We start from the raw sequence: 20,417 nt of genomic DNA, 5'->3' as shown, positions 1-20,417 counted from the left end.
AACAAGTGTTAGAACTATTCGTTGAAGGGTTGTCAGCTGTCCTGAATGTAAAAAGCATACTGTTAATACTAAGTGGCGTCGCACTCGGTCTCATATTCGGTTCTATTCCGGGTCTGACAGCAACGATGGGCATGGCCATCGTTTTACCGATGACCTTCGGGATGAGCCCAATGGAAGGGATGGCGCTCTTGATGGGCTTATACATAGGGGGAATATCAGGTGGGATGGTCCCTGCTATTCTACTTAAACTACCAGGAACACCTTCTTCTATTGCCACCACTTTTGATGGATATCCTATGGCCCAAAAAGGTCAGGCAGGTCAGGCGTTTGGTTATGCTATTGTTTTCTCTTTCTTAGGAGGTTTACTTAGTATTGTCATCCTTATGCTACTAGCACCGCCGTTAGCTCAGGTCGCATTGCAATTCGGTCCTTATGAATACTTTGCCGTAACCGTGTTTGCTTTGACCATGATCTCGAGTCTCGCTGGTGATTCCCTAGTGAAAGGGATGTTAAGTGGGTTATTGGGAATGACGATGGCCCTTGTTGGATCAGCCCCAATCGATGCTTTTCCTCGATTTACTTTTGGTTATGATGCACTAGATGCGGGATTCAATTTGCTCCCGGTTCTGATTGGACTGTTTGCTGTTTCAGAGATGATTAGAGTATCAGAGCAAAAGATCGGACAGGGACAATCCGTTCGACACACGATGAAAGGGTTCGGGTTCACATTGCGCGATTTTTTCAAGCAAGGCAGGAATTGGTTCAGGTCTAGTCTATTTGGTACTGGTATTGGTATTTTGCCTGGTATAGGCGCAGGTACAGCTAATATCATCGCTTATGTTACAGCTAAGAATAAATCAAAACATCCTCAAGAATTTGGTAAGGGGACACCGGACGGCGTTGTTGCTTCAGAGTCTGCGAATAACGCTGCCGTAGGGGGTGCCTTAGTCCCTTTAATTTCCTTAGGTATCCCTGGAGATACTGTAACGGCTTTACTTCTTGGTGGGCTAATGATACATGGCTTAACCCCAGGTCCTCTTTTATTCGAGAATAATGGAGACATCGTATATGGCATTTTTATAGCCTTAATCATTGCTAATTTCGCTATGATTGCTTTCTTATATTGGGGGATGAGATGGTTTACAAGGGTTTTGAGTATCCCTCAATACATTTTACTCCCCGTTATATTAGTCCTTTGTGTCGTAGGGGCTATTGGTGTCAATAATCGGATCTTTGACGCGGGCGCATTATTATTCTTCGGACTATTAGGTTACATCATGATAAAGTTTAGATTTCCGATTGCCCCAGTCATTTTAGGATTCATTCTTGGCCCGCTATTGGAAACAAATTTACGTCGGGGGCTCATGTATAGCCAAGGGGATTTTACGCCATTTTTTACTGAACCTATCGCTGCAACGTTTCTGGCGTTGGCGCTTATATCCGTTGTTGTTAAAGTAAGTAATATTTTCAGAAATAAGAATAAAAGTGGTCCAAAAGGGATTAACACGGGTGTTTAAGGCGACAGTCCAATGAACCCCAACCAACATTCATTTAAGAATAATTTAGGAGGGATTTTAATGAAAGCGCTTTTAAAGAGAGGGATGACGACTTTAACTTTACTACTGATGATTGCTGTATTTGCAGGGTGTGCAAGTGAAGGGACGACACAAGGGGCCAATGAGGAAAATAACTCACAGTCTAATGGACAAGTGGGGGACTATCCTGAAAAACCGATACAAGTCATTGTGCCAGCGGGTGCTGGAGGTGACACGGATGCCAACGCTAGATTACTAGGCAAATATTTAGAAGAGGAACTAGGACAGTCTGTTGTTATCTCTAATGTAACAGGAGCTGGAGGCACTGTTGGGGCACGGGAAGTCCTCGATGCGGACGCAGACGGGTATACGGTGCTTTTTTTCCATAATTCGTTATTACTCAATAGGATACTTGGTCTTGTGGACTTTAGCTACGATTCATTCAAACTGGCAGGTATCCCTGTACTCGATCACGGCAATACATTCGTCGTGAGTGGTGATTCGCCATTTGAAGACCTTCAGGATCTGATAGATTATGCACGGGAACATCCAGGAGAGGTATCTATTGCAACAGAAGTAGGTGGCTTTACGCACTTACAATTACTTGCGTTGGAGCAAGATCAAGACATTGAATTAAACATAGTGGATGTCGGTGGAGCATCGGATAAAGTGGCTGCTTTACTTGGGGGACATATCGATATCATACCCACTTCTCTAGGGCTAGTTAAGGATTATATTGAATCAGGGGAAATGCGTACACTTGGGATTATGTCACGAGAGCGCGTAGACATTATGTCTGATGTGCCCACTTTTACAGAGCAAGGTGTTAACAGCTCGTTTGAAAAATTCTTCTTCTACGGTTTTCACCCGGATACACCCGACGAAATCGTAGAGACCTTCTCTCAGGCTGTGGAACGAGTGGTGCAAACAGAGGAGTATGTCGCCGAGGCTGAAGAGTTTTTGGTCACGCCAACTTTCATGTCACCAGAAAAAGCCTTTGAATATATCCAGGAAACTGAAGATTATTATATCGAACTTTCAGAAGAATAATATAGTTCACGTTTGACACAACATTTTAATTGTCTTACAATAATTTTAATTGTAAGACAATTAAAATTAAACCCTTTGTAGGTGTCGTAACGCATTGAGGAACATACATCAAGATATACAACAGGTTGAAACATGCAGCGCCCTTTTTACAAAGGAGAAAAGGAGTGGAAGGATGACAAGTGATAAAAGAACAGCACCAAAGGGGATCTTAGGTTTTCCTGTTGCACCCTACACGACAGACGGTCAATTGGATGAAGCGGCATTAGCCACCAATATTGGGTTTCTCATTGAGGAAGGACTCTCATCGATATTTATTGCCTGCGGCTCTGGTGAGTTTCATGCGCTCAATGCGGATGAATATGAAAGAATGGTTAAGGTTGCGGTAGAGGTTGCGGATGGTCAAGTACCTGTTTACACCGGTGTAGGTGGGAATATCAGTCACGCAGTTGATCTCGTGCAACGTTCGGAGCAGTTAGGGGCCGATGGCTATCTCGTTCTTCCGCCTTATTTAATAGAAGGAGAACAACAAGGACTATACGAGTATTACCAGGCCATTATCGAGGAAAGTAACTTGAATGCCATCTTGTATCAACGAGGAAACGCCATCCTGAAGCGGCCGACCTTAGAACGCCTCGTCGATGCTTATCCACAAATTGTGGGTCTGAAAGACGGTTACGGGGACATGGAGTTAAATCTAGAACTCGTCCATTCACTAGGGGACCGTTTGAACTGGTTAAATGGGATGCCATTCGCGGAGATAACCATGGAGGCCTATGCAGGCATTGGATTTAATTCCTATTCCTCGGCCATCTCAAACTATATCCCACACATATCCAGACTTTTTTATCACGCCTTACAAGAAGGTGACAAGCAAACATTGCACGACATCTATACAGATGTTCTTCTCCCCATCAATCGCATCCGTAAAGCGAGAAAAGGCTATGCCGTTGCTCTTATAAAAGCGGGGATGGACATCATGGGCTTACCAGTCAATAACAGTGTCCGACCACCAGTCGTATCAGTTGAAGCGGAACATTATAGGCAATTAGAAGGCGTTCTGACGAGTGCCTTACAAAAGTACCCACGAGAAATACAACCAAGTCAATCGTAAGTGAATGACCTTATGCTTTGATTGATACTGATGTTTGACATTGAGCAATAGGCTACACGAAAAGAATTCCAACGTGTGCTTCTACGATAAAAGATAAGGAGGAGATCAAATGACAGTGGAGACCAAACAGGACACCTATCTGAATTACATCCATGGGCAATGGGTGGCTTCAAGTAGTGGTGATATTGAAGCGAGCATCAATCCAGCAAACACGACGGACGTTATCGGGTATGTTCAGTTGTCAACGGAAGAGGAGCTTAACGACGCGGTGTCGGCCGCGAGACGGGCCCAATCCCCCTGGAAAAAGCTCGCCGGCAATGCACGAGGAGCGTATCTATACAAAGCTGCAGACGAGTTGGAAAAAAGATTAGAAGAAATCGCAACGTGTATGACACGGGAAATGGGTAAGACGTTACCCGAATCAAAAGGTGAGGTCGCCAGAGGGGTGGCTATATTACGTTATTATGCAGGCGAGGGCATGCGGAAAGTTGGGGATGTGATTCCCTCTACCGATAGCCAGGCACTAATGTTCACAGATCGTGTACCGTTAGGCGTTGTTGGGGTGATTACACCGTGGAATTTTCCCGTAGCAATTCCAATCTGGAAGATGGCTCCTGCGCTTATTTACGGGAATACTGTCGTGATCAAACCAGCTATAGAGACAGCCGTGACTTGTGCTAAAGTCATTGAATGTTTCCAAGCAGCCGGTTTACCCGAAGGAGTTATTAATATGGTCACCGGGGATGGCGCGGTTATTGGAGAAGCACTCACGAATCATCCTGAGGTGAATGGTATTACGTTCACAGGCTCTAATCCCGTCGGTAAAGCGATCGGGCAAAAGGCACTAGCCAGAGGAGCGAAGTATCAACTTGAGATGGGTGGTAAAAACCCTGTTATCGTTGCTGCCGATGCTGATTTAGAGCTCGCTGTTGAAGGTACGATTAGCGGTGCTTTCCGTTCAACAGGTCAAAAATGTACTGCGACAAGCCGTGTCATTGTTGAAGACGACATTTATGAGACTTTCAAAGCTAAACTACTAGAAAAGACGAAAGCTATTACCGTAGGCAACGGGCTAAAAGACGGGAACTGGATGGGACCGTGTGCCAGTGAAAAACAGCTAAACGCCGTTCTCCAATATATTGAAAAAGGCAAAGCCGAAGGCGCTAAGATTCTCACTGGTGGGCATGTCCTGCAGGGAGAGGACTACGACAAGGGGTACTTTATCGCCCCTACTATTTTTGATCACGTCACCTCAGACATGACCATTGCCCAAGAGGAAATATTTGGCCCTGTTATTGCACTCATTAGGGTTGACCATATTGAAGAGGCCTTAGAAGTGGCCAACGACGTGCCATACGGCCTGAGTGCGTCTATTTTTACGACTCAGATACAGAATATGTTGTCCTTTATACAGGACATGGAAGCCGGTTTAGTCCGGATCAATGCTGAGAGTGCAGGGGTTGAACTCCAAGCGCCGTTCGGAGGCATGAAGGCTTCCAGTTCTCACTCTCGTGAGCAAGGGGAAGCGGCTAAGGAATTTTTTACCACCATTAAAACAGTGTTTGTCAAGTAAGGGTGCTGTCTATGAGGGCATTTGAGCAGAAGGCGCCAAAGAATCTCGAAGTAACATGTCTGACATGCTGTCGCAAAAAAGAAAAAGGGGAGGATGGCCATGCCGCTATCGTCGAGAGCGCAACAAATCACGCATGATGAAACCATGATGACGCCTACGATTACTGATATGAAAGTGATCCCTGTGGCGGGTCATGATAGTATGTTATTAAACTTAAGCGGGGCCCATGCCCCTTTTTTTACGCGGAATATTGTCATTTTAGAAGATAACGCAGGTCACACGGGTGTCGGTGAAGTCCCTGGAGGGGAACTCATTCGTCAAACATTAGAGGAAGCTACGCCGTACGTTGTGGGAGAGTCGATAGGCAGATACAATAACATTTTAAATACAATTCGGCAACAGTTTGGAGAGCGCGATCAGAGTGGACGTGGCTTACAAACGTATGACCTAAGGGTTACAATTCATGCGGTAACAGCCTTAGAAGCTGCACTTTTGGATTTAGTAGGGCAATATCTAGAAGTCCCAGTCGCTGCCTTACTCGGTGAAGGCCAGCAACGTGACAGCGTGGCCATGTTAGGCTATCTTTTTTATATCGGAGACCGCAACAAAACTGATCTCCCTTATAGAGAAGCCCCTGATGCAGCCAATGACTGGTTTCGTATACGAAACGAGGAGGCACTGACGCCAGAGGCCATCGTTCGTTTAGCAGAAGCTGCCCATGAACGATACGGATTCAAAGACTTTAAGCTCAAAGGGGGTGTCCTTCCTGGGGAAGAAGAGATAGAAGCAGTCTCAGCCATTGCTCAACGTTTCCCCCAGGCAAAAGTCACATTAGATCCTAACGGTGCTTGGTCACTAGCTGAGGCCATCGATCTGTGTCTTGGCCAACATCAAGTGCTGGCATACGCCGAGGACCCTTGTGGTGCGGAACAAGGCTATTCAGCGCGAGAAGTGATGGCTGAGTTTAGAAGAGCCACAGGTATCCCAACAGCAACGAATATGATCGCAACCGATTGGCGACAAATGGGGCATGCCATCCAGCTGCATGCTGTGGACATCCCATTAGCCGACCCTCATTTTTGGACAATGCAAGGGTCAGTCAGAGTAGCCCAAATGTGCTATGACTGGGGCTTAACATGGGGTTCGCATTCTAATAATCATTTTGATATCTCGCTAGCGATGTTTACACATGTGGCTGCCGCCGCACCAGGGACTATCACGGCAATAGACACCCATTGGATTTGGCAGGACGGGCAACGTTTGACCCAAGAGCCACTGAACATTGTTGACGGTAAAGTTAATGTACCACATAAGCCCGGGTTAGGGATCGACATAGATATGGCCGAAGTAGAGAAAGCACATGAAAGATATCAACAACATGCTTTAGGAAAAAGAGATGACGCCATTGCCATGCAGTATCTCATTCCTGACTGGACGTTTGACCCTAAGAGACCGTGCCTCGTACGATAAGAATTTATCCCTATGCGAGATATTTATCATGAGGAGGAACAGGATGTCTGTAAATAAAAAAATAGAGTCTCCTTTATATATTAAGGTTCATGAAGAAGACAATGTGGCCATTATTGTTAACACAGGAGGTCTGTCCGAAGGGACAATGTTTCCCTGTGGATTACAGTTGCAGGAGTATATCCCTCAAGGTCATAAAGTTAGCCTCAAGTGTATTGAGCAGGGTCAAGCTATTATTCGCTATGGTGAGGTTATCGGATACGCCAAAGAACGGATAGAACAGGGTGTCTGGTGTAAGGAGGCGCTTATGGCGTTGCCAATGCCCCCAGCACTTAATCAGCTCCCGATTGCCAACCAAGTTCCCGAGGAATTACCCCCTTTAGACGGGTACACCTTTGAGGGGTACCGTAACAGTGATGGAAGTGTAGGGATTAAAAATATCCTAGGAATTACCACGAGTGTACAATGTGTGACTGGCGTACTAGAGTATGCAGTTGATCAGATTAAGACTAAGTTACTTCCACAATATCCCAACGTCCATGATGTGGTGGCACTAAATCACTCGTTCGGTTGCGGAGTGGCCATTCAGGCGTATGAAGCCCGGATTCCGATACAAACCCTTCAGAACCTAGCCGTCCACCCTCACTTTGGGGGTGAAGTCATGGTTGTGGGTCTAGGATGTGAAAAGCTCCAACCTGATAGACTTGTTCCCGATGGAGAAAAAGAAGGTATTCTTTCTCTACAAGATCAGCAAGGTTTTACTCAAATGGTGGATACAATAATGGAGATGGCAGAGGCACGATTGGCCAAGCTGAATGCTAGAGAACGGGAAACTTGCCCTGTATCTGAACTCGTCGTTGGCCTTCAGTGCGGAGGGAGTGACGCGTTCTCTGGTGTGACAGCGAATCCAGCAGTAGGCTACGCAGCTGACCTGCTCGTCCGGGCTGGTGCAACGGTTTTATTTTCGGAAGTCACTGAAGTGAGAGATGCGGTTCACCTCTTAACACCAAGGGCGGTTAATGAAGAAGTAGGAAAAGCACTCATACAAGAAATGGCGTGGTATGATGACTATCTAAAGCGGGGAGGAGCGGATCGTAGCGCCAACCCTTCGCCTGGGAACAAGTCTGGGGGATTGTCCAACGTCGTGGAGAAATCATTAGGGTCGATCGTTAAGTCAGGGCGTAGTGCCATTAGAGGTGTTGTGCCTCCAGGAGAAAAAGTGCAGGGGAAAGGCCTTCATTTTTCTGCTACACCAGCAAGTGACTTCGTTTGTGGTACGCTGCAGTTAGCGTCTGGCATGCACTTACAAGTCTTCACCACAGGAAGAGGGACCCCCTATGGTTTATCAATGGCCCCTGTTATTAAGGTAGCCACGCGGCACGCGCTACAGGAACAATGGCCCGACCTAATTGACATTAACGCAGGTAAGATTGCCACTGGGGAAGCGAGTATAGAAGACGTCGGATGGGAACTTTTCCACTATATGCTCGCTGTTGCCAGTGGTCGGGAGCAAACATGGGCTGACAAGTGGCGTATAAGTAATCAGCTCGCTCTATTTAACCCTGCACCTGTGACTTAAAATACGACGTCTAGGTTTTTAGGGAAAAATAAATAATACGATTACCGCTATTTTATAGTACTCAGATTAGGACCACTCATACTAAATAAAAAAGCGTCGCCACCTTTAACGGGGTGGACGACGCTTTTTTTTATCCAAGTCATATGTCAGATTGTAGGTGTGTATAGATGAATGGTGCTAAGGGAGGAGGCGTAATGTTTACGCTTCAGGCTCAACCCATTCCTGCGACCACTTTTCAATCTCTTTCATAATAGGCGCCAGGGATGTGCCTTTCTCTGTTAGTGAATACTCAATGCGTACAGGGGTTTCAGGATAAACCTCCCGCTTCACGATGCCTTCATGTTCAAGGTCTTTCAGCCTTTCAGACAGTAATCGTCCACTGATCCCAATGGCCGACTCAATGTGACAGAACCGCTGTGGTCCTGATAGCAGTTGATATATGATCAATCCTGTCCACCGTTGACTTAAGATCGTCATGGCTTTCTCAAAACGAGGGCATAATAATGACTTTTTCATGACAATCACTCCTTGCTTAATATTATAGCATGTCACTAACCATAATGATATAAATATAAGTTTGCTATTTACTTGACAATAATAATTTACTAAAATATAATAACTTACGTAAAGTAAGTATTTAATTAGGAATTAAAAATAAAAGGTAAACCTACAGCTAAACCTACAACTAAACCTACAACTAAACCTATAGAAAGGAGACACAGCATGTCACAATTTCATCAGGCGCCACACACGTTTGTCTCAGATGTGACCGTCAATGTAGAGGATATAGAACGCAGCTTATCTTTCTACCAAGGTCTGATAGGGTTTAAAGTATTACAGCAAGCGGATAGAGAAGTGCGCCTGTCAGCTGATGGTCAGACGCCCTTACTGACGTTGAAGCAACCCACAGATGTAGAGCCAAAGAAACCTCGTACCACTGGGCTCTACCATATGGCAATGCTCCTCCCACAACGATCTGATTTGGCACAAGTGCTACACCATTTAATTGATCACCGGTACCCAATCGAAGGGGGTTCAGACCATCTCGTCAGTGAAGCCCTATACTTGTCAGATCCGGATGGCAACGGGATAGAATTATACGTCGATCGTTCCCCTGACACATGGGAGTGGGACGGCAACAGAGTAAAAATGACGGTTGATCCTTTAAATGAAGAGCAACTCTTAGCTGAGACCCAGGGAGAGCTCTGGTCCGGCTTACCCGCCGGTACACGCATGGGGCACATCCATCTTCATGTTTCACAATTGGATGAGGCGGAGTCCTTTTACGTACATGGGCTCGGTTTTCAAATTGTTAGCGAGTTTAAGCATGCCCTTTTCCTTTCTACAGGGGGGTACCATCACCATATCGCTGTCAACACTTGGGCCGGTGTAGGAGCTCCGAAACCGGCTGAGAACAGTGTCGGCTTGCATTCCTTTACCATTCGGTACAAATCTGAAGAGAGCAGAGATCAAGTCTTGACACAACTAGACGAGATAGAGGCGCCCATTAAGCAAACAGCAGAGGGGTATCTCACAGAGGACCCGGCAGGTAATCGCATAGTCCTGAAAGTGGTATAACTGCTAAGGGATTAATTAGAATGGAGTTGTCTATACCTATAATAGAATTATGATGGGGGACTCATGACGAGGGAAATGTCGAGAGGATCACGAGTGAAATGACACGCAAGACAGTAAAAATTTCAAGGAGTGAAGAGAAAATGAATAAAACAGACATCAGTTTATTTATTGTAAGAATTGTTTTAGGTTTGACGTTCTTAGTGCACGGAGTGGAAAAATTCCAGATGGGTCTGGGTAATGTAGCCGGATTCTTTGAAAGTTTAGGAGTACCGGGGATGCTCGCTTACATTGTAGGGCCGATTGAAATGATCGGTGGGATTGCCATGCTGCTAGGTCTAGGTACACGAGTAGTCGGAGTCCTGTTTGCGATCATCATGGTTGGGGCGATCACGATCGTGAAGTGGGATGCGGGTCTTTTAGGCAATGAAACAAGCGGGGGATATGAATTAGATCTTCTGCTACTAGCCGTTTCAGTTCAAATGGCCATGACAGGGAGCCGTATGCTTTCACTAGACCATTTCTTTACCCGCGAAAAACAGTCCACAATCTCTAGCTAAATATAGCACCAACCTTACGCAGTCTAACGACGTGATCTAGCTGCGATATAATAGAGAGTCCTGGCCGACCAACGTGCCAGGGCTTTTTTTGTACTTTTAAATAGCCCTTATTAATAGGATGTGATTAAAAATAGGTAAAATGAGTCAAAAGTGTTGCCAATCTTACCCGACTTCTGTAAGATAACAGTAACAATACTTAATTAAATTAAAAAATAAACAAAAAGGTGGAGTGGATTTATGGCAGAGCTTCGATATAATCCTTTGTTACGGGATTGGACAATGGTCGCCTCCAAGCGACAACACCGTCCTCATATGCCCAAGAACTTTTGTCCCTTTTGTCCTGGCTCCGGTAAAGTACCAGAGAACTACACGGTGCACAAATATGATAACGATTTTCCTGCGTTGTCTCCTGAGCCACCACAACCGGATGATGTTGCCACTGAGCTTTACCAGGTGAGAGAGGCGTACGGTAAATGTGAGGTCATCCTATACTCTCCCGAACACACCACGTCGTTACCACAACTGCCCATCAATCATATTGAAGCACTCATTGCGTTATGGACTGAGAGATTTGAAACACTAGGACGCGATCCTAAGAACGAATACGTCATGATATTTGAAAATAGGGGAGAAGAAGTGGGTGTCACGATGCCACATCCGCATGGGCAGATATACGCTTACCCCTATGTGCCTCTCAAGCTAAGAACAGAGCTTGAGTCTTGTACAGCACATCATGAACAAACGGGACGCTGCCTCATCTGTGATATGAACGAGCAAGAGCAACAAGCAGAATCGCGCATCATCATGGAGAATGAGCATTTCATCTGTTACTTACCCTTTTTTACAGACTATCCGTTCGGGGTATTCATCGTCAGCAAAAGTCACAAAACGGCGCTCCCCGACTTTAATGCAGAGGAGAAGAGAAGCTTAGCCCAAATCTTAAAACATACCACTGGCGCCATGGATTGTTTATTCGATGAACCATTTCCATATATGATGTGCTTGCATCAACGTCCTGTCGACGGCAAGAATTATGAGGATGTCTATCATTTCCATATTGAGTTTTACACACCACTAAGAGATAAAGGGAAGATAAAGTACAATGCCTCATCGGAGACGGGGGCCTGGGCGCCTTGTAACCCCACAGCTGTAGAAGACACGGCCCCACAATTACGTGAGGCTTACCACAAGTTTTTGAAAAAGGAAGGGCTTTCCGTATGATCAGTCAAGCAAGGACACATAACACTTATCTACAGAAGTTTATCGAACTTTACGGGGGGCAACCGGAAGAGGTGCGGCTATTTTTTGCGCCTGGGCGAGTCAATGTGATCGGTGAACATACGGATTACAATGGCGGATTCGTTTTTCCCGCAGCCTTAACCTACGGCATTTGGGCATTCGTTCGTCCCAGAAAAGATGAGACGTTTAACTTTGCCTCTCTTAATTTCGAGCAGCGTGTAACGTGTCGGGCCTCAAACATTGCTTATCATCAAGAGGATGATTGGGCTAATTACCCTAAAGGCGTCATCAGTGAACTGCTTAAGGATGGCTGTTCGTTCTCAGGCGTTGATATGTTATTTTACGGCAACCTCCCTAATAGCGCAGGTTTGTCTTCCTCAGCAGCGATAGAAGTGGTCACCGCCCTGGCCATGAATACAATCTACGACTTGAAATATAACAATATTGATTTAGCCCAACTCTCTCAAAGGGCCGAAAATCATTTTGTGGGTGTAAACTGTGGGATTATGGACCAGTTTGCTGTCGCTATGGGTGCTAAGGACCGTGCCATTTTCTTAGACTGTCGCACTTTAGAGTATGAGCATGTCCCCCTTGCGCTTGATGGATATAAGCTCGTCGTGTCTAACACAAATAAAAAGAGAGGATTAGGGGATTCCAAATACAATGAACGACGTCAAGAGTGTGAGGATGGCCTTAAAATCCTTCAACAGCAGTTACCAGGCAAAAAGCATTTAGGAGAAATAGGCATACAGGAATGGAAGAACGTCAAACACGTCATCCATGATGCGACCATTGCCAATCGTGTGGCCCATGTTATTCATGAGAATGAGCGCGTCAAGCAGGCCAAACAGGTCCTGCAAAGTCACCTTATCCCTTCATTTGGAGAGCTGATGTATCAATCTCACGAGTCGCTGAGAGATTTGTATGAAGTCACCGGAGCAGAGTTAGACTCGTTATATCGTGCGGCACGTCAGGTACCGGGCTGTGTAGGAACGAGAATGACAGGGGCCGGTTTTGGCGGTTGTACAGTGAGCCTTGTGGCTGAGGATGCCATAGATGAGTTCAGAGAAACCGTGACGATAGTGTATAATCAGGAGATTGGCTACTCCCCTAGTATATACGCTTTTGATATCGGTGACGGAGCAAGAGAAATCACGAAGGAGGTAGTGCAATGGCCGTCTTAGTGGCAGGAGGAGCAGGTTATATCGGCAGTCATACTGTCGCAGAATTGATCGACCAAGGGGAAGAGGTCGTTATCCTAGATAACCTCTATCAAGGACATCAAGATGCGGTTGTAGGAGGGACTTTTTATCGAGGAGATATGAGAGACGAAGCGTTGCTAGCAGAGATTTTCACAGCACACAACATCGAGGCTGTCGTGCATTTTGCCGCGCACTCTTTGGTGGGGGAGAGCGTGGAGAAGCCCTTAGACTACTATGAGAATAACGTTGTGGCCACACATACACTGGTTCGTAGCATGATCAGACACAACGTAAAAAAGATCGTTTTTTCCTCTACGGCTGCCACATACGGGGTGCCAGAACAAACCCCGATCACGGAAACGGACCCCCAAATCCCAACAAACCCGTACGGCGAAACCAAATTAGCCATTGAGCGCATGTTAGCTTGGTGTGGGCAGGCATACGGACTCCAATCCGTATGCCTCAGATACTTTAATGTGGCCGGAGCGCATCCAAAAGGCCATATCGGGGAGGATCACACACCTGAAAGCCATCTTATTCCGATCATTCTTCAGGTGGCTTTAGGTCAACGGGAACGCATTCATATTTTTGGTGAAGATTATGACACGCGAGACGGCACCTGTATCCGAGACTATATCCACGTGATGGATTTAGCTAACGCCCACTGGCTAGCCTTAAATCATCTCAGAGAAGGAGGCCCGAGTACAGCGTATAACCTAGGTCATGGTCAAGGCTTCACGGTAAAAGAAGTCATTGAACATGCTAGAAAGGTGACAGGACACCCTATCCCGGCAGAAGTGGCCCCAAGGCGGGCTGGGGATCCCCCCGTTTTGATTGCCTCTTCGGATAAAATTAAGCGTGAGCTCGGCTGGCAGCCAAAGTATAACAGCCTCGAAGCGATGCTTGAAACGGCTTGGAAATGGCATCAGGCTCACCCCAACGGTTATCGTCGAGAGGTCCAATCGTAACCTTAACGATCGTCGTAACGGCGCAAATGCAACCTCCTTCCATCCCGAGACATCTATCATCACGCTTGTTTTGTCTGCTTTAGTCATTGATATAAGAGGGCAATCGCTAGGCTTTTGTCGTTCCAATTGATATAATAACGATATTTAAAATGTATGATTAATTGGATGTGAACGCAATGGATAAAATGGTAACGGGCAGTTTCCAGCTCATGAAGCAGATGAACAAAACGCTCATCTTAGATATTATCCGTACACATGGGCCTATCTCCAGAGCTGAGATCGCTAAGATGACGAAATTAACACCACCAACCGTTACAAATTTAGTCAAAGATTTATTAAGCACGGGTATGGTGGTTGAAGGTGAACGGATGAATTCAACCGGTGGTCGTAAAGCGATTAACCTGCAAATAAACCCTACAGCGTATTATGTGATCGGCGTCAATGTGGGGGTTTCAAAGGTATCCGTCGTCGTAACGGACTTGATGGCCAATGTGGTGGTAGAGTCATCTTCAGCATTACAGCATGTGTCCAGTGATCGTATCATGGATGTTGTCGTTGAAACCATCCGTAGATGTATGCAATCATCGCGAGTCAAAGCTGACAAGTTTATGGGGATTGGGGTCGGTATGCATGGGCTCGTGAACGCCGAAGAAGGTGTGGCTGTCTTTGCCCCTAACTTTGGTCTTCGTGATGTCCACGTGAAGGAGATCATAGAGCAAACTTTTGATATTCCCACCTATCTAGATAATGACGTACGCGCGATGGCATTAGGCGAAAGCTGGTTTGGACACGGTCAGAACGTCGATAACTTCATTTTTATTAATGTTGGTATGGGGATTGGCGCGGGTATCGTCTTACAGGAAGAGGTCTACCGTGGCATCAGTGAGAGTGCTGGGGAAATTGGGCACACCACAGTTGTAGAGGATGGTCCGCAATGTAACTGTGGTAACCATGGGTGTTTAGAAGTCATGGCAGCGGGTCCCGCCATTGCCAAACGGGCGGTCAAAGCCATAAACGATGGCGCTCAAACGCGTCTCACTAAACGTGTGAATGATCAGCTAGATGAGATTACGGCTAAGATCATACATGAGGAAGCGGTCGATGGAGATCCGCTTTGTAGACAGATCATTGAGGATACGGGCAAATATCTGGGCATCGGCATAGCGAACTTGATTAACATATTCAATCCTGCAAAGATTATTATTGGTGGTGGCGTCTCCAATGCAGGGCAGATGTTGTTAGAGCCATTGATCCATACCGCTTTGGTAAGAGCAATGGAAGTACCTGCGAGCAAGGTGTCCATTGAAACCACGCCTTTACATGACCGTGTGGGTCCAATCGGGGCCGCTACCCTGGTATTGAAGCACATATTCAAACAACCGAACTTAGGTTAACCCACGGTGGGTTAACCTTTTCTATTGTCTAAAGTCTTATCATTGAAAAGTCGTAAGCCGTATAGTAACATTTATCGGGAAAATTAGGAAATATATGATATTGAATTTATGAAAAAGGCTGTAGATTTATATCATAAAGAAGGTATGGGTTAAAACAATTGCGATAGCATTAGGAACTGACCATTCGATGGTTAGACGATGGGTTCTCGAGGTAGAAGGAATACCATTTTCAAATAAAAAGCTCCTAGCGTCATTGCTAAGAGCTTTCTATCTTACAGAAGAATACAAATTAAATCGGTTTGTTTCAATTTCGTCGATGGCTTCGTCTTTCTGTTATTAACGATGATCTTGCCGTCCAGGATGCGTTTCACGATTTCTGTCCGACTCCACTCATCGATTTGTTCTGAGAGAATCTTATCGAGGCGAAAGCTCCCTGTGACTCCTAAAAGAGTGATTTGAATTTGCTCTATGCCTTCTTATACAAGTTGTTCGATCAGAATTTTAGATATCTTGGTCGGTTGTGAATTCCTTTCTTCCACTACTCTTGCATGACCAGTGTAGGTCCGGTAGATTTCAAGTTTCTTGTTCCAAGTGTGGTTCTTTTCACATTTATAAATTGCAAACCTGTAAATATTTTTTCCGTTGGCGTTGTGGCGGCGGATCATCGTATCTGTAAAAGGTACGGTTTTACCACAATTACTGCAATGGCGTAGTTCGGTTGTGTCGTTATTCGTATCATTAAGATTCCAGGTTATTTGTTTGATCTGCATTTCCTTCACCTCTGTTTTTAGATAAAGGAACATAACAGACTATTTGGATGTCTTGCAGCATGAAGTTTTTGATCAAATAAAAAGAGATCCCCAGAATCATATTAGGGAACCTCTGTGTATACTACAGATGATTGTTACGTTCCTTTGCAATGGTAAATGGGCATACTACCCCCGCTTCAGCTGCTCCATTTTAAAACAGCCTCCTCGGAGTAACTATCCGATTTGTTGTCCATTACAAAGAATATGTTGGCATAAGGGTACCTAGAGTCCTTTCTTTCCAAATAGTACTCTCTTTAGCACATTTACCATTTGTCTGATTGCCCCGAGATGGTATGCAGAATGTGCTAAAGAGCTGAGTGCTTCCTCCAACACCTCATTACTATTATCGTTAAGCAAAACAGGCTTTTCGATCAGTGTGTTGTACTCTCTCCGGAGATCCTCTTGAAACTTTTCCCAAGTTGTTTCATTAATCGAGGCGATTTTCCAGCTTTCACTCTAATTAAACTCCGGCTTTTCTCCTGTCAAAATAATGGTGTTCATAACGAGTAAAATGTCTATTTGTTAGCATCATGGGAGTACGGAGCTTGCGCTCCTTACTCCAAGATTAGACGTAGAACCTTTTATTTATGACACTAACGATAAATGACGACATGTTCATCCTCTACAGTGACCTTGAATGACTTGAGCTTGTACTTAGGCTGAGCGAGCATACAGCCACTGTTCTTAATATCAAATTCTCTTCCGTGCCAAGGGCAGCGAAGGATGTCTCCTTCTTTCTCAAAACGATACTCTCCGATATTCGAGGTCGGAGCTGTGGCCCCACATAACTTACCCTTGGACAACGGTGCGCCCTGGTGTATGCATCGATTGAGGAAAGCGAAGAATCGGCCATCCTCAGCACGACACACCACGACGGGATGCCGGCCGAACGTATACTCTAGCATCTGACCCGGTTGCAGATCATCCTGATGGCACACGACCTCTCTTTTTGTATCTGCGAGTGCGTTCTTATTCATGAGACACACCTCCCGCCAACCCTTTGAGCTTAGGGTAGAATCGTAGGGCGTTCTCGTAAAATAGTTTGCGTTGCAAATTAGCGTCTAGATTAGGAGGCAACGCTTCAAATGGAGAATCGTAGTCCCAATGAGGGTAATCCGTTGAGAAAGAAACAATGTCATCTGTTCCCATTTGATCTAAGACCTCTAGAAACGTTTTCTTGTTCATTTCTTCAAGGGGTTGAGTGGTAAAGCAAATATGCTCTCGAATGGTGTCACTTGGCATTCGTTTAACCCACGGAACCTCATGACGTAAATCCTTATACTGCTGGTCCATTTTACGCATGAGAAAAGGCACATACGTGAAGCCACCTTCAATCATCATCAGTTTTAGACCCTCAAACTTCTCAAACACCCCGTTAAACACCATATTAGTTACTTGGTTCATGTGAGCCGTTGGTATCAACGTATGCCACTCGATGAAATATCTCGGCCACTTGCCATAATACACGGGAGGTTCATTGTGGTGCATCCCGATCATCAAATCATGTCGCTGAGCCGCTTCGAAAATGGGATGATAATACGGGTCGCCCCACATGATATCATCGATGGGTAACAAGACTTGTACCATTTTAGGGTGTGACCCCACACGTTCTATTTCCCGTACGGCCGCTTGAGGGTCTTGAGCTGCGATATGAACGGAGCCGTATAAGCGTTCATCCTTTTCCAGCCAGTTTTCGATCTGCCAGTCATTATACGCCGTGGCCAATGCTGTAGCCATTTCATACCAGCCATGCATGGAGGACGGAGAAGGGTCCAAAGCACCTGTTAAGATGCCTGCTTGGTGCCCACAAGCATCTAAGAGTTGCTCCTGCATGAAGCTTAGGTCACTTCCAGCCGGTCGACCGTCAGGGACGATAGCATCGGCCCGATCCACACCAGCGACAGCCGGTTGGGTATAGGGCATGTGTTTTTCCTGTAGCCAGTGACAGTCCGTAATATACCGGCGATAGGGTTGATCTAAGTAAGCGAGTAGATCTTCATACATGACCCGTTCGTGTATGTCGGTATCGATGAGATTGAGCTTCTTTTGGTTAGATTTCTGTTCCGCTTGATAAGATGTAACTGCCATGACGTCAAACCTCCTTTATATCACTATCTGTCATTTTTATGATCAGTGTCATTAGCCGTTTTAACCACATCTTACCATGCACTTTTAATCAGAGCCAAAGTCCGTGAGAGGCGAGCAACTGAACTCAGCCCGTTCAGTGAAAGTCAGTGAAACCCAGTGAGCGTCAGTGGCAATTTTTCATTTTACGGCATTAAACTCAATGAGGTTGCCATCAGGATCAGTGACAAACACTTGGTGCCACTCAGTCGCATTATCTGGTTTGTCTAGCAGCTCAACGTTGTGTGATTTTAATGTCGTAATCAGCGCCTCTATGTCATTGACACGTATCGCCAAATGACCATCTCGAGTATCGAGCTCAGTGGTGCCACGTAACGTTTTACCTTTCTCATGCACAATAAGATGAATTTGAGTATGACCGAGATCATACCAAGCCCCTGGAAAATCGAAGTCAGGTCGTGCAGGACTCTCCTTCATCCCCAGTATATGTCCGTAGAAATGCTTAGCCCGTTTGATGTCTGTGACCAGCAACGAAACGTGATGGATGCCTTCGTACATAAATGTACAACTCCTCTCTGTTCATCGTATCTATTTACCAACATTTAATCATGATTAAGGCAACATTAAAAGCTCGATTGGTTTTAATGTACGGATACTTTAAGTCTTAGCCACTGAGCAGACCTATCTCCTATATGGATAGAACCCCTCTGTAAATATTTTAAACCTAAACAAGGACACCGCATGGGGTGCCCTTTGTTGACAAGTGAGTGATTGTTTGTTTATAGCGTTGAGGTGAATGAGGATATGATTTGGGAGAAAGTGATTAATAAGCCCACCAAGATGGGCGCACCGATGACCTGTAATAATCCTTTTAGAATATCTTGCGTCCAGACGTCCGCTTGACCATGCATGCCAAACATTCGAAATGCGCCTGCGAGCATGAGACACAGTATGGCTAATGAAGATGTGAGAGAGAGCCCTAACATTTGCATATCACCAAACCTTGTGTGTAACTCCGCTGGCAGGATGTCTCCAGCCTTCTGATCTGTAGCGGAAGGGACCCATTGCTCAGTGGCATGAGCGGGCATTGTCATACTTATCGTCGCAGCGATCATCACAAACAGTGAAATGATGATAGTCAAGGCCTGCATGAATGTGCTAAATCTGGGACGTTGAGGCGATGTATGGCACTCCCGTCCCTTGGAGAAGCTAGAAATGAATCGACGTTGGATGTTAAACAGACGTTGGATGTGATAAGAACGTTTATCTTCTGGACCATTCCTAACCCTTAAAAAACGCCTTAAACTGATGGTCTTCGTTCGGTTAAGCATCACGTTCACCTACTTTCTGGGCTGAAGTTGCTTTCTTAAGACCAATATATGTCAGGGGAAGTTTGTCCTATGACCAACGTTTTGAACAAAAAAGTGATCAAAACTCCGAACAGTTTGTCCCTAATCTTAAGCAGCCTTACGATACCTATGGGCTTACCGACACGATCGATCATCATTCTGTCTCCCCCTCGCGATATAATATATCGTTAAAATCTGGACAACCTAGGAGTATATAAAGCTTAATGAACACATCCAATGAAGGTTGGTGTTTGTTGGACAAGATCCCACTTAAAGTGCCTTTACTGATGCCCAATTGTTTCGCCAAGCGATTCCGCGATATTCCCAGTTGATCAACGTAGGTTGCAAAACGATTCTTGAGAGGAAGATCACTGGTCAGGGGCAGGTACTGTTGGACATGCTGTTTTATTTCAGGCGTAGGGCTATTAAGTAAAATTTTTAACAAATGACTGATCGACGCCTTGCAAAAATCCTCCGGTGTCACATTGTCATCCGTTTTTAAGATATATGATTGGACATGGAGTAATTTCAGGATTTTATGGTATGTGTCCTGTTGCAGTTCAATTTGTAACGTGACCTTCTCTGATGCCATTTGGATTCACCCCGCACACATTTTTGTTAGATACAACATATTATGCGGAAATACGTTCAATTATTCGAACACGAAAGGAGGGCTTTTTCGTGGTACTGTGGAGAGATAGAGACATCACAAAAGATGAAGCTGAACAACTACAGAAAGAAATTGAAGAGGGAAGAAGACTATAGTAAAACATGTCGGTAACCTCTCTCATTTATGATATAATCCTTAGAAAGTGTCAGACATGATCAACAATAAAAGTGGTAAATAGGACGTCATTGTGATCTCATCGGTATTGAGTCTGTCGTTTTGCTGCGGATTGTCTATAAGGGGTTGTCATAAGC

General features: G+C 45.3%; 20 protein-coding genes. 12 read left to right on the top strand and 8 right to left on the bottom strand.

Features of this window, described 5'->3' with window-relative positions; all coding sequences use genetic code 11:
- The first annotated feature begins 5 nt into the window (after positions 1 to 5).
- The 6 genes from JKM87_RS13390 (at position 6) to garD (ending at position 8,315) form a co-directional block, all read left to right on the top strand.
- Positions 6 to 1,517 carry a tripartite tricarboxylate transporter permease gene (locus JKM87_RS13390; RefSeq protein ID WP_202080880.1) on the top strand — a complete coding sequence of 504 codons (1,512 nt, stop codon included), beginning with the start codon at positions 6 to 8 and terminating at the stop codon, positions 1,515 to 1,517.
- Between the two features lie 60 nt (positions 1,518 to 1,577).
- Positions 1,578 to 2,585, top strand: a complete 1,008-nt coding sequence (locus JKM87_RS13385) for a tripartite tricarboxylate transporter substrate binding protein (protein WP_202080879.1) — start codon at positions 1,578 to 1,580, stop codon at positions 2,583 to 2,585.
- A 172-nt stretch (positions 2,586 to 2,757) separates the two neighbouring features.
- Complete coding sequence (gene kdgD, locus JKM87_RS13380) at positions 2,758 to 3,696, top strand: 5-dehydro-4-deoxyglucarate dehydratase (RefSeq protein WP_202080878.1); 939 nt, start codon at positions 2,758 to 2,760, stop codon at positions 3,694 to 3,696.
- A gap of 109 nt (positions 3,697 to 3,805) precedes the next feature.
- The gene (gene gucD / locus JKM87_RS13375; RefSeq protein ID WP_202080877.1) at positions 3,806 to 5,269 is read left to right on the top strand and encodes an alpha-ketoglutaric semialdehyde dehydrogenase GucD; all 1,464 of its coding nucleotides are present in this window, start codon (positions 3,806 to 3,808) and stop codon (positions 5,267 to 5,269) included.
- A 99-nt stretch (positions 5,270 to 5,368) separates the two neighbouring features.
- Complete coding sequence (gene gudD, locus JKM87_RS13370) at positions 5,369 to 6,739, top strand: glucarate dehydratase (RefSeq protein ID WP_419761865.1); 1,371 nt, start codon at positions 5,369 to 5,371, stop codon at positions 6,737 to 6,739.
- A gap of 43 nt (positions 6,740 to 6,782) precedes the next feature.
- The gene (gene garD, locus JKM87_RS13365) at positions 6,783 to 8,315 is read left to right on the top strand and encodes a galactarate dehydratase (RefSeq protein ID WP_202080875.1); all 1,533 of its coding nucleotides are present in this window, start codon (positions 6,783 to 6,785) and stop codon (positions 8,313 to 8,315) included.
- Positions 8,316 to 8,513: 198 nt separating this feature from the next.
- Here garD and JKM87_RS13360 read toward each other — a convergent pair whose 3' ends face one another.
- Positions 8,514 to 8,831, bottom strand: coding sequence for a winged helix-turn-helix transcriptional regulator (locus JKM87_RS13360; protein WP_202080874.1), 318 nt, complete (start codon positions 8,829 to 8,831; stop codon positions 8,514 to 8,516).
- A 207-nt stretch (positions 8,832 to 9,038) separates the two neighbouring features.
- Between JKM87_RS13360 and JKM87_RS13355 the strand changes: the two genes are divergently transcribed.
- The 6 genes from JKM87_RS13355 to JKM87_RS13330 all read left to right on the top strand — a co-directional run bounded on the left by JKM87_RS13355 (position 9,039) and on the right by JKM87_RS13330 (position 15,253).
- The gene (locus JKM87_RS13355; RefSeq protein ID WP_202080873.1) at positions 9,039 to 9,893 is read left to right on the top strand and encodes a VOC family protein; all 855 of its coding nucleotides are present in this window, start codon (positions 9,039 to 9,041) and stop codon (positions 9,891 to 9,893) included.
- 140 nt (positions 9,894 to 10,033) lie between these two features.
- Positions 10,034 to 10,450, top strand: a complete 417-nt coding sequence (locus JKM87_RS13350) for a DoxX family protein (protein WP_202080872.1) — start codon at positions 10,034 to 10,036, stop codon at positions 10,448 to 10,450.
- A gap of 237 nt (positions 10,451 to 10,687) precedes the next feature.
- Complete coding sequence (galT, locus tag JKM87_RS13345; protein ID WP_202080871.1) at positions 10,688 to 11,671, top strand: galactose-1-phosphate uridylyltransferase; 984 nt, start codon at positions 10,688 to 10,690, stop codon at positions 11,669 to 11,671.
- Positions 11,668 to 12,873 (top strand): galactokinase, encoded by a 1,206-nt coding sequence (locus JKM87_RS13340; protein ID WP_202080870.1) that lies wholly within the window; start codon positions 11,668 to 11,670, stop codon positions 12,871 to 12,873. The genes galT and JKM87_RS13340 overlap by 4 nt, the downstream gene beginning before the upstream one ends.
- Complete coding sequence (galE, locus tag JKM87_RS13335) at positions 12,861 to 13,859, top strand: UDP-glucose 4-epimerase GalE (protein WP_202080869.1); 999 nt, start codon at positions 12,861 to 12,863, stop codon at positions 13,857 to 13,859. The genes JKM87_RS13340 and galE overlap by 13 nt, the downstream gene beginning before the upstream one ends.
- 176 nt (positions 13,860 to 14,035) lie before the next feature.
- Positions 14,036 to 15,253, top strand: a complete 1,218-nt coding sequence (locus JKM87_RS13330) for an ROK family transcriptional regulator (protein ID WP_202080868.1) — start codon at positions 14,036 to 14,038, stop codon at positions 15,251 to 15,253.
- Between the two features lie 272 nt (positions 15,254 to 15,525).
- Here JKM87_RS13330 and JKM87_RS17935 read toward each other — a convergent pair whose 3' ends face one another.
- The 7 genes from JKM87_RS17935 to JKM87_RS13300 all read right to left on the bottom strand — a co-directional run bounded on the left by JKM87_RS17935 (position 15,526) and on the right by JKM87_RS13300 (position 20,088).
- Positions 15,526 to 15,666 (bottom strand): S4 domain-containing protein, encoded by a 141-nt coding sequence (locus JKM87_RS17935; protein ID WP_336885181.1) that lies wholly within the window; start codon positions 15,664 to 15,666, stop codon positions 15,526 to 15,528.
- Positions 15,667 to 15,729: 63 nt separating this feature from the next.
- The gene (locus tag JKM87_RS17930; RefSeq protein WP_236838827.1) at positions 15,730 to 16,023 is read right to left on the bottom strand and encodes a DUF1062 domain-containing protein; all 294 of its coding nucleotides are present in this window, start codon (positions 16,021 to 16,023) and stop codon (positions 15,730 to 15,732) included.
- A 632-nt stretch (positions 16,024 to 16,655) separates the two neighbouring features.
- Positions 16,656 to 17,039: a Rieske (2Fe-2S) protein gene (locus JKM87_RS13320; RefSeq protein WP_202080867.1), complete on the bottom strand. Its 384-nt coding sequence runs from the start codon at positions 17,037 to 17,039 to the stop codon at positions 16,656 to 16,658.
- Positions 17,032 to 18,150, bottom strand: coding sequence for an amidohydrolase family protein (locus JKM87_RS13315; RefSeq protein WP_202080866.1), 1,119 nt, complete (start codon positions 18,148 to 18,150; stop codon positions 17,032 to 17,034). The genes JKM87_RS13320 and JKM87_RS13315 overlap by 8 nt, the downstream gene beginning before the upstream one ends.
- A gap of 177 nt (positions 18,151 to 18,327) precedes the next feature.
- Positions 18,328 to 18,705: a VOC family protein gene (locus JKM87_RS13310; protein WP_202080865.1), complete on the bottom strand. Its 378-nt coding sequence runs from the start codon at positions 18,703 to 18,705 to the stop codon at positions 18,328 to 18,330.
- Between the two features lie 221 nt (positions 18,706 to 18,926).
- Entirely contained in the window at positions 18,927 to 19,478 is a 552-nt protein-coding gene (locus JKM87_RS13305) for a hypothetical protein (RefSeq protein WP_202080864.1), read from the bottom strand.
- A gap of 172 nt (positions 19,479 to 19,650) precedes the next feature.
- The gene (locus JKM87_RS13300; protein WP_202080863.1) at positions 19,651 to 20,088 is read right to left on the bottom strand and encodes a helix-turn-helix transcriptional regulator; all 438 of its coding nucleotides are present in this window, start codon (positions 20,086 to 20,088) and stop codon (positions 19,651 to 19,653) included.
- Positions 20,089 to 20,417 lie beyond the last annotated feature (329 nt).

The organism is Caldalkalibacillus salinus (assembly GCF_016745835.1).
Lineage (GTDB): Bacteria > Bacillota > Bacilli > Caldalkalibacillales > JCM-10596 > Caldalkalibacillus_A > Caldalkalibacillus_A salinus.
Note: the sequence above shows the minus strand (reverse complement) of the source record. Positions and strands in the feature narration are given on the sequence as shown.